This is a genomic window from Lysinibacillus sp. YS11 (assembly GCF_002896375.1).
GTDB lineage: Bacteria > Bacillota > Bacilli > Bacillales_A > Planococcaceae > Lysinibacillus > Lysinibacillus capsici.
In genome coordinates this window covers 1,459,641-1,472,251 of the sequence record NZ_CP026007.1, presented here as the reverse complement: position 1 = coordinate 1,472,251, position 12,611 = coordinate 1,459,641, and the positions used below count along the sequence as shown (strand labels likewise).

Annotated in this window: 13 protein-coding genes and 2 pseudogenes; 1 reads left to right on the top strand and 14 read right to left on the bottom strand. The window is 39.4% G+C overall.

The features are described from left to right. Window positions 1-123 precede the first annotated feature (123 nt). From LBYS11_RS06995 to LBYS11_RS06975, 5 genes and pseudogenes are all read right to left on the bottom strand, one after another. The gene (locus LBYS11_RS06995; RefSeq protein ID WP_048389850.1) at window positions 124-1,296 is read right to left on the bottom strand and encodes a CCA tRNA nucleotidyltransferase; all 1,173 of its coding nucleotides are present in this window, start codon (window positions 1,294-1,296) and stop codon (window positions 124-126) included. After that, the gene (gene bshA, locus LBYS11_RS06990; RefSeq protein WP_004232695.1) at window positions 1,283-2,428 is read right to left on the bottom strand and encodes an N-acetyl-alpha-D-glucosaminyl L-malate synthase BshA; all 1,146 of its coding nucleotides are present in this window, start codon (window positions 2,426-2,428) and stop codon (window positions 1,283-1,285) included. Before bshA ends, LBYS11_RS06995 begins: the two co-directional genes overlap by 14 nt. A 33-nt stretch (window positions 2,429-2,461) precedes the next feature. Further along, window positions 2,462-2,866, bottom strand: a complete 405-nt coding sequence (gene mgsA / locus LBYS11_RS06985) for a methylglyoxal synthase (RefSeq protein WP_004232690.1) — start codon at window positions 2,864-2,866, stop codon at window positions 2,462-2,464. A gap of 19 nt (window positions 2,867-2,885) precedes the next feature. After that, the gene (dapB, locus tag LBYS11_RS06980) at window positions 2,886-3,683 is read right to left on the bottom strand and encodes a 4-hydroxy-tetrahydrodipicolinate reductase (protein ID WP_103117725.1); all 798 of its coding nucleotides are present in this window, start codon (window positions 3,681-3,683) and stop codon (window positions 2,886-2,888) included. Then, window positions 3,683-4,017, bottom strand: a pseudogene (locus tag LBYS11_RS06975) (nucleotide pyrophosphohydrolase). The gene dapB and the pseudogene LBYS11_RS06975 overlap by 1 nt, the downstream one beginning before the upstream one ends. A gap of 115 nt (window positions 4,018-4,132) precedes the next feature. Here LBYS11_RS06975 and LBYS11_RS06970 point away from each other — a divergent pair. Then, complete coding sequence (locus tag LBYS11_RS06970) at window positions 4,133-5,002, top strand: YitT family protein (RefSeq protein WP_004232676.1); 870 nt, start codon at window positions 4,133-4,135, stop codon at window positions 5,000-5,002. A 55-nt stretch (window positions 5,003-5,057) separates the two neighbouring features. Here the strand turns inward: LBYS11_RS06970 and LBYS11_RS06965 are convergent, their stop codons facing one another. The 9 genes and pseudogenes from LBYS11_RS06965 to aroA form a co-directional block, all read right to left on the bottom strand. Then, a complete protein-coding gene (locus LBYS11_RS06965; RefSeq protein ID WP_036077718.1) occupies window positions 5,058-5,732 on the bottom strand; it encodes a zinc metallopeptidase in 675 nt (224 codons plus the stop codon). Window positions 5,733-5,792: 60 nt separating this feature from the next. Continuing rightward, window positions 5,793-6,389 carry a lipoprotein heptaprenylglyceryl N-acetyltransferase LhaT gene (locus LBYS11_RS06960; RefSeq protein WP_048389842.1) on the bottom strand — a complete coding sequence of 199 codons (597 nt, stop codon included), beginning with the start codon at window positions 6,387-6,389 and terminating at the stop codon, window positions 5,793-5,795. A 234-nt stretch (window positions 6,390-6,623) separates the two neighbouring features. After that, window positions 6,624-7,391, bottom strand: coding sequence for a menaquinol-cytochrome c reductase cytochrome b/c subunit (locus tag LBYS11_RS06955; RefSeq protein WP_004232669.1), 768 nt, complete (start codon window positions 7,389-7,391; stop codon window positions 6,624-6,626). A gap of 41 nt (window positions 7,392-7,432) precedes the next feature. Beyond that, the gene (gene qcrB, locus LBYS11_RS06950) at window positions 7,433-8,107 is read right to left on the bottom strand and encodes a menaquinol-cytochrome c reductase cytochrome b subunit (protein WP_004232663.1); all 675 of its coding nucleotides are present in this window, start codon (window positions 8,105-8,107) and stop codon (window positions 7,433-7,435) included. 19 nt (window positions 8,108-8,126) lie between these two features. Next, the gene (locus tag LBYS11_RS06945; RefSeq protein WP_004232660.1) at window positions 8,127-8,633 is read right to left on the bottom strand and encodes a QcrA and Rieske domain-containing protein; all 507 of its coding nucleotides are present in this window, start codon (window positions 8,631-8,633) and stop codon (window positions 8,127-8,129) included. Between the two features lie 154 nt (window positions 8,634-8,787). Continuing rightward, window positions 8,788-9,237, bottom strand: coding sequence for a DUF2487 family protein (locus tag LBYS11_RS06940; protein ID WP_048389840.1), 450 nt, complete (start codon window positions 9,235-9,237; stop codon window positions 8,788-8,790). A gap of 141 nt (window positions 9,238-9,378) precedes the next feature. Further along, window positions 9,379-9,935, bottom strand: a pseudogene (locus LBYS11_RS06935) (ReoY family proteolytic degradation factor). Between the two features lie 14 nt (window positions 9,936-9,949). Next, a complete protein-coding gene (locus tag LBYS11_RS06930; protein WP_004232654.1) occupies window positions 9,950-11,218 on the bottom strand; it encodes a tetratricopeptide repeat protein in 1,269 nt (422 codons plus the stop codon). A gap of 96 nt (window positions 11,219-11,314) precedes the next feature. Further along, window positions 11,315-12,601: a 3-phosphoshikimate 1-carboxyvinyltransferase gene (gene aroA, locus LBYS11_RS06925; protein WP_103117724.1), complete on the bottom strand. Its 1,287-nt coding sequence runs from the start codon at window positions 12,599-12,601 to the stop codon at window positions 11,315-11,317. Between the last annotated feature and the right edge of the window lie 10 nt (window positions 12,602-12,611).

Here is a 12,611-nt window from a genome sequence, read left to right as displayed (position 1 = left end):
TGTTATGTAACTTATTTTGTCTTAATCATACTGTAAATTAACGTAAATGACCACCAACGATAGGAATTTAATGAAGCCGTCTCCCATTTCAGGAGGCGGCTTTTACCTATCATGTATTCGGCTTTAAGTAAGATCCTGTTGCTCCAACCAACTTTTAATCTGTTGTCGATCATTTTGAAGTTCATGATGAAGAATGGCTGTCAGCAGATCCTCCAATGAGGCTTTTACCCACGGCCCACCCTTTTTGCCAGACCATTTCAGTAAATCAGCACCATTCACCGCTAATTCTTGCTTATGTTGAATCGGTAGCTTTGCCTGTAATTCTCGGATAGATTGTTGAGGTATCAAAGCGTCTAATTGGCGAAGTTGGGCAAAATATTGTGCAGCCTCTAGTTCTTGCTCTGTGTAGTAAAAATAATGGCGATTTGTCCAACCATCTTTTAAAGCGTCATAAGCGGTTAAAACGGAATTAATAAACGCCATTTCCTTATTCGATAATCGATAATCGCGCACTACCTCACGCCATGCTGCTCCTTGTAGTAAGGCAAAGTATGCCCAGCCAAGAAGGGCATCTTTTGTTTGGAAATTATGCCATTGTGCAGTTTGAAAATCACCTGTTAAATAGGCAGTTAATCCACTGTCCTCTAGTTTTTGTATACCCCCAAAAACTGTTTGTCCTACCCAAAGCTTATCAAGCTCTGCTTTAATGCGTTCTTTTGCAATAAAGCCCAAATCAGCAACCCTTTGCTGGATGGCTGCGAATGTATTCGCCTCGATCGTAAAATCAAGCTGTGCAGAGAAGCGAATCGCTCGCAGCATCCTTAAAGCATCTTCTGCAAACCGTTTTTCTGCCTCTCCTACCGCTCGTATAATGCGCTTTTCAATATCTTGTTGTCCACCATAATAATCTACAAAAGAGCCATCACGCCGCATGGCAATGGCGTTCATTGTAAAATCTCGGCGTTGTAAATCCTCTTTTAGAGATCGAACGAAATGGACATTCTGTGGTCTTCGATGATCTGTATATTCCCCATCTGTCCGATAGGTAGTCACTTCCACAGGTCCAGCGGGTACGATAACAAGTACCGTCCCATGCTGAATCCCAATATCTACAGTCTTTTGAAACACAGTTTTTACTTCTTCAGGCAAGGCATTTGTAGCCACATCTACATCATGGGCAGGACGATCGAGTAAAGCATCTCTTACAGCACCACCAACAATAACTGCTTCAAATCCTGCCTGTTCTAATTGCTCAATGACTGAATAGGCTGCCTGCCATTCTTTATTGTTTTGCATGATTTCTTTCCGCAACCTTCTCGTACAGATTTTCATATTGTTCCACAATTTTGGATGAGTGGAATTTTTCACTTACTGCACGGATGGCCGCTTCTCGGAAGCGCAGTAATTGTTCCTCATCTTGCAATAAATGGGTTGCATACGCCGCAACTGCCTCTGTATCCCCTAATTCCACGATATAGCCGTCAACACCATGCTCAATGACTTCTGGAATACCACCTACATTTGTTCCAATACAAGGTACACCACAAGCCATTGCCTCTAATAACACCAGTCCAAACGATTCTTGCTGTGATAATAATAGCTTTAGATCACTAATCGCATACAGTTCAGCTAAGTTTTCTTGTTTCCCTAAAAATAAAACATCCTTCATATACGGACTTCCTTTTACTTGGTCCATGACACGATGCTTTTCTGGGCCATCACCTACTAATAAGAGCTTTGCTTTCATGTTGGCACGGATTTTCATAAAGGCGTCTACAATGTGTGGAAGGTTCTTTATTTTACGGAAGTTTGATACATGAATGAGGACTTTTTCATCTTCTTGTATACCAAATTGCTCTTTTAAGTTTCCTGAATTTCGTGGGAAGTATTCGCGTTCGTCCACAAAGTTATAAATCGTTTCAATTGGTTTTACTGTATCAATCAGTTCATAGGTTTGTTCTTTTAATGCCTGTGACACGGTTGTCACAATATCAGATTTATCAATCCCATACTTAATGGCCTGTGAGAGCGTAGAATCTTGCCCAAGCACCGATATATCTGTGCCATGAAGGGTTGTAACGATGCCAATGTCTCGGCCGCTCATTTCACGTGCTAGCACCGCACATACTGCATGTGGGATGGCATAATGCACATGTAGCACATCCAACTCTTCATCCTTGATGACGTCTGCCATTTTACTCGCTAATGCAATATCGTATGGAGAATATTGAAATACTGAATAATTATTAACTTCGACTTCATGGAAAAAGACGGTTGGATAAATTTTATTCAATCGAAATGGTACGCTTGAGGTGATGAAATGAATTTCATGTCCTCTTTCTGCAAGCATTTTGCCTAATTCTGTTGCAATGACACCAGAGCCACCAACTGTAGGATAACAGGTAATGCCTATTTTTAGCTTTTTCATTCGATGATCATCCTTTCTGAATCACGTCTTTTGTTAATTGCGTCTTTCTTGTATCAGTCTCCAATCCACAAAGCCTTCCTGTAGGCCTTTTAGTAATATTTCTGCTGTTCCCATATTTGTTGCCAGTGGCACTTGGTAAACATCACAAAGACGGATTAGTGCAGAAACATCTGGCTCATGTGGTTGTGCTGTTAAAGGATCACGGAAAAATATCACCATGTCCATATCATTATTGGCAATCATTGCGCCAATTTGTTGGTCGCCACCAAGTGGCCCTGAACGAAAACGTGTAACTTCCAAACCAGTAGCTTCGATGACACGTTGTCCTGTTGTGCCGGTAGCATATAGTGTGTGTTCTTGTAAAATATTTTGGTAAGCAATAGCAAACTGTACTAAATTATCTTTTTTACGATCATGTGCAATCAATGCGATTTTCATATAGCTTCCATCCCAATCTTTAGATGATGTTTTCTAAACCATAAACAAGCTGATCCATTTTCATAACCTCTTCTATGCAAAATGCAACACCCGACATAAAAGAATTACGGTTTAATGAATCATGGCGAATCGTTAGTAGCTGCCCATCCCCTCCAAATAATACTTGCTGGTGTGCCACTAAACCAGGTAAACGTACGGAGTGAATGCGCATACCGTCAAAATCTCCACCTCTTGCACCTTTAATGGTTTCTTTCTCTTCTAGATGCCCTTGTGCCTTTGACGTACGGACCTCTTGTATTAACTGTGCCGTTTTCACCGCTGTCCCAGATGGTGCATCAAGCTTCTGATCATGGTGCATCTCTATAATCTCTACATCTGGTAAGTATTTGGCTGCTTCTTTTGCAAACTTCATCATTAGGATAGCACCAATCGCAAAGTTTGGTGCAATAATGCAACCTAACTCTTTTTCTTTGGCCATGGCTGATAATTCCTCTAGTTGTGCATCTGTAAATCCTGTTGTACCAATTACTGGTCGTACATTTAAATTCAGTGCTTCCTTTGTATGTTTGTAGACTGCATGTGGATTAGTTAAATCCACTAGTACATCTGGTGCAGTTGCTTCTACAAGATCATGCATTTCTGTAAATATAGGCACTGTATAGCTTGCTGGAAACATATCTAAATCAGCTAAAGTTTTTCCTACTTCCTTATAATCTAGTACAGCTACTAATTCCATTTTGTCATGTTTCATGACCGTATGTACAGCCTCAGCTCCCATTTTTCCTCTTGCTCCCGCAATAGCTACACGAATCGACATCATTCTTCATCCTTTCTAGTCCAACGATCCTTATCTCTAGTTTCAAATTTATGTATGACGCGTAAAAGTGCTTCATCTAGTTTAATACCTTGGGCATTTGCAAAACAGACTAGTACAAAGAAAAAGTCTCCTAATTCCTCTTCAATACTGTTTATATCCTCTGTACTCTTTTCTTTTTCTGTCCATAGACATCCTGAACTTCGCGTGAAAGTTCGCCTAATTCTTCTGTTAGACGTGCAAGTAATTCAAATGGTGGAAAATAGCCTTCTTTAAATTGTCCTATATAGTCATCGACACGCTGTTGTAAAGCTTGCATTGTTAGTTGATCTGCCATAAAAATCACACTCCTATTTACCATCGTATAAAATTTACACCATTGTTGTCAAAACCAATAAAATGTCAGATAATAGATAACACTACTTCATTTGTTTGGAACTACAGGAGGTCAAATGCTAAAACAGATTAAAATACGTAATATTATCGCGATTATGCTCGGAGCAGCAGTTTTCAGCTTCGGCTTTGTTCACTTCAACATCCAAAATCAACTGGGTGAAGGTGGACTAAGTGGGATTACACTCATACTATATTTTACATTAGGATGGGACCCTGCCTTAATGAACCTGTTATTAAATATTCCCATGTTTATCATAGGTTATCGATTACTTGGAAAAAAATCATTTGTCTATACGCTTGTCGGCACTTTATCCGTATCTCTTTTTCTAAAAATTTTCCAAAAATATCAATTTACCATCCATTTAGAGGATGACATGTTGCTTGTAGCACTTTTTGCTGGTGTCTTTGTTGGATTGGGACTTGGGATTGTCTTTCGTTTCGGTGGCACTACAGGTGGTGTCGATATTTTGGCACGACTAGGGCATAAATATTTTGGCTGGAGTATGGGGAAAACCATGTTTGTCTTCGATGCCATCGTCATCATTCTTTCTTGGCTGACGTTCTTGGATGCTCGTTCAATGATGTATACATTAGTAGCCGTATTTGTTGGAGCCCGTGTCATTGACTTTGTACAAGAAGGTGCTTATGCGGCTCGTGGTGCGCTTATCATATCAGAAAAGTCTGGAGCCATTGCTGAAACAATCGCTCTTCGAATGGAGCGTGGTATCACCATTTTAGAAGGACATGGTCATTTTACGAAACAACCTAAGGAGGTTATTTATTGTGTAATTGGCCGCAATGAAGTTGTACGGTTAAAATCTATTGTGCATGAAGTTGATCCGCACGCATTTGTTTCCATCATTGAAGTACGAGATGTGGCAGGAGAAGGCTTCACACTAGACGATCAAAAGCAGCCCCTTCATTAAGCATACGAAGATAAAAAACTTGTTATAGTGGTGTACCACTATAACAAGTTTTTTCTTAGTCGTCGCTACGCATATTGGTAAAAATTAAAATTAAACGTAATAACTCTAGTACAGCTACCGCTGCCGCTGCTACATATGTTAATGCTGCAGCACTTAATACTTTTCGTGCTGGTCGTTCTTCTTCATTTGTAATAATGCCAAGTGAATTCATTTGAACTAATGCTCGCTTCGAGGCATCAAACTCCACAGGAAGTGTCACTAATTGGAAAACAACACCTGCTGCTAATAATATGATACCTAATAGCAAGAAATTCGTACTACTTGCAAAAATACCAATCATTACGAAAATCCAAGACGCATTAGAAGAAATATTTGCTACCGGGACTAGCTTACTACGTAATGTAAGCATGGAATATGCTTCTTTATGTTGGATGGCGTGGCCCACCTCATGGGCAGCAACCGCAGCACCTGCAACACTTGCTTCATAAAAGTTACTTTCTGATAAAGCCACTGTTTTGGTTGCTGGATTATAATGATCAGACAACACACCTTGTGTTGGCACAACTCGTACATCATATAAGCCGTTTGCATCTAAAATCGCACGCGCTACCTCTGCACCAGTTTGCCCCTTCATTGTACGTTGCTTTGCAAATTTATTATACGTACCCTTTACCTTCATTTGAGCATAAAGTGGAAGCAGCATAATAATCACAAAATAAACAATATACATGCTCGTTGACAATTTTCTAACCCCTTTCTACCTCGATACTATAATTCTATAATTTATACCCTAATTCGGCAAATATTTGCGCCACCTAATTGAGAAAATGGCAAGTAAAATACATGCAATTGATAACCAGAATGTAAAGTAACCTATATAGCTTGTGTAATTGGCTAAATCCCGATACATCGGCATTTGCCCAAATACATAGTCAATGACATCATTATGCAGTGTCCAAACAGCTGCTATCACAACATGCCAATAAGTGAAGACATATTTCTTCATATATAGTACAGCTTGTACAGCCATGGCAAAATGTGAACCAACTAGCATCCATCCCTGCCAGCCAATAGAACCTGTTTCAATTAATGTCCAAATATTCATCACATCTGCCCATAAGCCATATTTCACCAACGTAACAAGGGCAAGTACTTCCATCAGTGGCCAGCTTTTCCCCATAATCCAAGCAATTAACACAAAACAAAAGAATAAACTGGCTGTCGGACTATCTGGAACAAAAATATAAAAAATAGGCTCTGTGATGGCAAGCTGCCACCCATACCAATAATAGCCATAAATTGTACCTAGTAGATTAATAATTAGCAGCACTATCAAGAATGATTTATGGGTCAGAAGGTACCAAATATTTGCTCTTGTTAGTTGCACGATGTTAACTCCTTCCGATAAAAACAATCCATTATTTATGTATAGTTCAATTGTATCTCACCATCAATATGTGTTATTTTATTGTTTTAATTCGCTTACTTGTTTCATAAATAAATGTTTTTTCGACATCTTTCGCTAAAATCCTTTACACAAGGGAACCTTTTTGTATGGCTTCCAGTCCCAATAGTATAACAAGGTAGAAAAAAAAGAGCCAGTTTCCTGACTCTTTTACTATTACTCTGCTTTTAAGCTTTCGATGAATTCAGCAAGTTTTTGAAGATCTTCATCTGAACCTGTCCATAATCCTGGTGGCATGTTACCGCGACCATTATGAGCAATGTCCTTAATCTCATCAGCTGTTAATCCAGTGTTCATTAGAGATGGTGCACCAGCTCCACCTTCTAAGCCTTCACCGTGACATGTAATACAAGCTGAACCAGCGTATAGTTTATAACCTTCTGATTCTTTATCGAATTCAACTGTTTCTACAATTGCACCCATAGCTTTTTGAGCTTCCCAGTCGTGGTTAACAACTGACTCCCAAGTTAGGTAGAACATAGCAGCTAAAGTTAATAACATAAACGCTGTTGGCAATGGACGTTTAGATGGACGACGTTCTGGACCCTTGTCTAAAAATGGCATTAATAATAGCGCTCCAAATGCAAGACCTGGAATTACAATAGCTCCGATTACATTGTATGGACCAGAAGCAAATGAGTATTTTAAAAGTTGATACATAAATAAGAAGTACCAGTCCGGTAGTGGTGTATATGCTCTAGTTGGATCTGCCGGCCCTTCAAGTGGTGACGGGTGAGCGACAGTTAATAATAAGTATCCAATTAAAAATACAGCACCTACCATCCATTCCTTCAGTAAGAAGTTCGGCCAGAAAGCTTCCGTCTTACCTGGATATTCGGAATAATCCTTTGGAACGTTCGGCATTCTGTGATTCGCTTTAATACGAGAATCGCCGACAAATTTCATTCCTTTTCCGCGATGCATAGTGTCCCCTCCTTTTAAAGATCATCGAACCGTCAAGACAATTACAACGGTCCTGAAATTCCTTGACGACGAATCATGATAAAGTGCGCTGCAAGTAACCCAAACAATACTGCAGGTAAGAAGAATACATGAATCGCAAAGAATCGAGTTAACGTTTGAGCACCAAGAATCGTTGTGTCACCCGCTAATAATACTTTAATCATCCCACCGATAAACGGTACTGATGCTGCAATTTCGATACCTACTTTAGTAGCGAATAATGCTTTCATATCCCATGGTAATAAGTATCCTGTAAATCCAAGACCCATCATTACACCAAAAATACCTACACCAACCATCCAGTTTAACTCACGAGGTTTTTTATAAGAACCTGTGAAGAATACACGAAGTGTATGTAAGAACATCATTACGATAACTAATGAAGCTCCCCAGTGGTGCATACCGCGTACGATTTCACCAAATGCTACTTCGTTTTGTAAATAATAAACTGATTTCCAGGCATTCACAACGTCTGGTACATAGTACATTGTTAGGAACATACCAGATAGAATTTGAATTACTGTGATGAAGAATGTTAATCCACCAAAGCAGTAAACGAATGCTGAAAAATGATGTGCAGGGTTAACGTGCTCTGGCACTTCGTGGTCGGCAATATCACGCCAAATCGGTGTAATATCTAGGCGTTCATCGACCCAATCATAAATTTTATTTAGCACTGTTGTCGTACCCCCTTACTTATTTAACTAGAGAATTTGCTTTAGCTGGACCAATCATTAAATAGCCATCTTGTTCTTGTACTTCAAATTCATCCAACGGACCTAGAGGCGGTGTACCTGCAATGTTTTTCCCGTTTTTCTCATAACGTCCTGCGTGGCATGGACAGAAGAATTGACCTGGGTGTGCAGAATCTCCATTCCAGTCAACCATACATCCTAAATGCTTACAAACAGGTGAAAGGGCAATGATTTGATCGCCACTTTTATAAACCCAAGCTACATCTGTAACCTGTGATTTATACCATGCATCCACTTGTTCATATGAAAAGTCCACTTTTACAGGCTCTTCAGTCAAGTCAGCGATTTTATGCTCTGTTTTTACAAAATCCCCACCCTCATGCTTTTGTAGCACAGGATCAATTGCAAAGCGAAGCATTGGCATTAGCATACCTGCCGCCATAAATCCACCTACACCAGTAAGAGTATAACTTAGAAATTGACGACGTGAAACTCGATTATTACTCATTATTTTCCCCCCTCTAACTTAAAGGTCAGTCCAACGGACATACTTTTACAAATAGTAATACTAGGACATATATATGATATATCAAGTCCATAGCTTGGTCAATATAGCATTCTGTGGAAAGCTGGAGAATGTGAACATTTATTGAAACTAATTGTTAAATCTGTGCCCATTTAGTCGAAAGCATTGGAATCACTTGTCGCAATTGATCTTCTAGAATGGATTTTTTCACACTGGCATCCATACTTTCTAAAGGAATCGCTGGTAACCAAATCATATTGACTATCTCTCCACTCTTTGTCCAATAATGGTCACAAGTAATGAAGAACACATGCTTAAATCCAGCATTATGTAATTGTGCTTCTAATTGCTGTGGTAAATCGTCGTTTTTTAAAGTTGTCATATAAGAAAATGGTGGCATGACTAGTAGTCGACCTTTAAACTGCTGCTCTATAAAAGAAGTTAAAGACATGACAAAATCTACCTCGGCACCACTTTGTTTCATTTTTTCAGAAGAGAGATCAATGGATACAAGTGGAACAACCGCGGTATCAATAAAATCTTTTTGTGCCATAAACGATGTTACATCGTTTGCATTAAAATACATTCAACAAACCTCCTTTTATCGCAAAATAAAAATGTCCTTTTCCACTCTTCAATAGGATACCCAATTAAAAGTGAAAACAATCATTCACTAGTAATGTTACCATATTGAAATGGATAAAGGACATTCAATTTTTACCTATAATTAACGTAAATTAGCCGTTTCCTTCAATGCTTGTAACAAATTAGACAATTCATAAAATCGCACTTCATCTCCCTGGTCGAGGGCTTCATCAATTTGTGCAAGTAATTTCTCTTCTTGGAATACGAGTAAGCTATTGGAAAGCAGCTCTTCTGCCAGTACACGATCTTTTTCACTGACGAGCAGTGTTTCTGGCATATAAGGGTTTTCTTCAAGAACTGCTAAGTATTGTGCACTTGGTGGTATATTAGGAAAATTCAATTGTATATACATATCTTCTTGTTCATGTAAGCGTAAATCATGGAAAGACTTCTCAGCATCTGCCGTCATCACATTGCCTTTATAGAAACGAAAAGGCACACCAGTTGAGTCTACTGTTGACATCACCATTGCCCTAGGACAATAGTGAGCTTCTTCCACAAAACGGATTCTTTTAACAAGTCATCATTACTTAATAGGTAATTTAAAATCCATACACACTCACGACGTTTCAATTGATAATTTTTTAAAAACCATCGAACAAATGCTTTTTTATCAACAACTGATACAGAAGCAGTCATACCCACTCCCTCCTTTACTCAAATTCTAAGGTTTCTAACTTCTCCTGCCACTCTGGTTCACCCGGTTGAATGTTGATTAATTGTCCAAGAACCTCTTTTGCCTCTGAACGCTTTCCTTCTTCTAATAAGAAGTAAACATATTTTTCTAAAAATGTTGCGTCTTCCTTAAAATCATTATATGCCAAACGGTAAAATTCGTATGCACGGTCGTACAATTCTAAATTTTCATATGCCTCTGCCGCAAAAGGATATAAAGTGCTCCATTCAAAATCATTTTGCTGTAATGTCTCAAATAACTCGATTACATCCTCATGGCGCTCCTGTTGTCCAAACACTGAAATAAGTGCTAGTACCGCTTCCATATATTCAGGATCGAGCGCTATAGCTTCTCTCAGATGTTGCTCAGCTTCTTCAGGCAAACCATTTTTCAATGCCATTTTACCAGCGAATAAATAAAGCGATTTATCATATTCATCACGCTTTAACCCCTCTTGAATGGCAGCATAAGCTTTTTGATTATCCTCTGTCATTGCATAACTTTCCGCAAGCAATAAATAGGCTGAGAAGTAATCAGGATCTAATTCTTTCAATTCCTCTAGTTGTTTAATAGCCATCTCGTATTTTTGTGACTGGAAGGCTGAATAAGCAGCTCCAAATAAAATATCGGGCTTTACTTCATCTTCAAGGGCTTTGACATAATAATCAAATGCCGTCTCATAGGCTGCACCTGCACGATAAACCTCCGCTAGTCGTTCGACAAGTTGAATACCAGCAAATTCATTTTGCTGCTCATATAAGTCCTCATACAGTCTTGCTGCCTCTAAAAAACGACCTGTTTCAAATAAAAGTTCTGCTTTCGCAAAATGTAATAATGGCTCGTCTGGTAAAATCGCTAATGCTTCATTTATACGCTTTTCTGCAACCTCAAATAACCCTTGCATTTGATAATAATCAGCTAAAACCAATAACGCTTGTGGATATTCTGGGGAGGTTTCTTCAATTTCTAATAATAAATCTAATGCTTCATCTTCATTACCAAGCTCCATTAGGACATTGGCACGATCTATTTTTAACTGTGCTTCTTCTGGGAATAAAAATTGTAAATGCTCCAGCACACGGTCAGCTTCCTTCATGTACCCATACTGCATAAAAATCTCAGCAAGTGCATAGATCTCCTCGGGTAGCTCCTTCATTAAAAATGATTCTAGTAGCTGATCTATTAATGCTAAATCCCCTTGTTCAAGTGCTTGCATCATTTCAGTCATCGCATTGTTCACAGTCATTCACCTATTCTTTCGTTGATACCTTTATGCTACAAAACATTTACCTCTGAAACAAGAAAAAACTCCCCAAAAGCTTGGAGAGCCTCTCTTTAATTGTTACCTCACTGCCTCAATATGCTCAAAGAACGATGGGTAGGATACAGCAATACATTGTGCATCATCTAGTGTAACAGCTCCGTCTGTTATTAAAGCTGCAACTGCACCCATCATGCCGATTCGATGATCGCCATAGGTTTGAAGGTTTGCTCCTTTTAAAGACGTTGGTCCCTCAATAATCATACCATCTTCTGTTGCTTCGATTTGGGCACCAAGTTTCTTCAATTCAGTCACAACAGCCGTGATACGGTCAGTCTCCTTCACCTTTAGCTCCTCGGCATCTTTAATGATCGTTTGACCATGTGCTTGCGTAGCGAGTAATGCAAGAATAGGAATTTCGTCAATTAAACGAGGAATAATGTCTCCCTCAATTATTGTACCAGTTAAAGAAGATGTGGCGATTTGGATTGTTGCTGTCGGTTCAGCTTGATTATCATCATTCGGCGTTACCGTCATCGTGGCGCCCATTTTTTGCAGCACCTCTATAATGCCATCACGTGTTGGATTAATGCCCACATTATTTAGTGTTAGCTGACTATTTTTGCAAATGGCTCCTGCCACTAAGAAAAAGGCAGCCGATGATATATCTCCTGGCACAGAAACATGCGTACCATTGAGAGCTTGTCCTCCTTCAATCGATACTACGCCATTATCTACTTCTACATGTGCACCAAATTGACGCAGCATTCGCTCTGTATGATCTCTCGAAACATCCATTTCTCTAACAGTAGTTGTTCCTTCAGCACGCAAGCCCGCTAGTAAAATAGCAGATTTCACCTGTGCACTTGCTACAGGCATCTTGTAATCAATGGCTTGTAATTTTGTACCTTGAATGGCTAGCGGTGTATATTGCCCGTCTGCACGCCCTGTAATTTGTGCACCCATCTGACGCAGTGGATCTATAACACGGCGCATTGGTCGTTTTCCAATGGATGCATCTCCTGTCATGACAGAGTGAACAGTAGAACCAGCTAAAATGCCTAGCATTAAGCGTGTTGTTGTACCAGAGTTACCCGTATATAACACTTCTATCGGCTCCTGCCAGCCATCCATCCCTGGACTATGAATGGTTACATTTGTCCCTTCCACCTCAATCTGAACGCCAAGTTTCTGGAAGCAATCAATTGTACTTAAACAATCTTCACCTATTAAAAAGCCCTCTACTGTCGTTGTTCCACTAGCAATGGCGCCAAACATCACAGAGCGATGAGATACAGACTTATCACCTGGAACAGTTAAAGAGCCCTGTAAAGAAGGCTTGTTGTATTGCAATACTTTTTCACTCATGAACTTTATT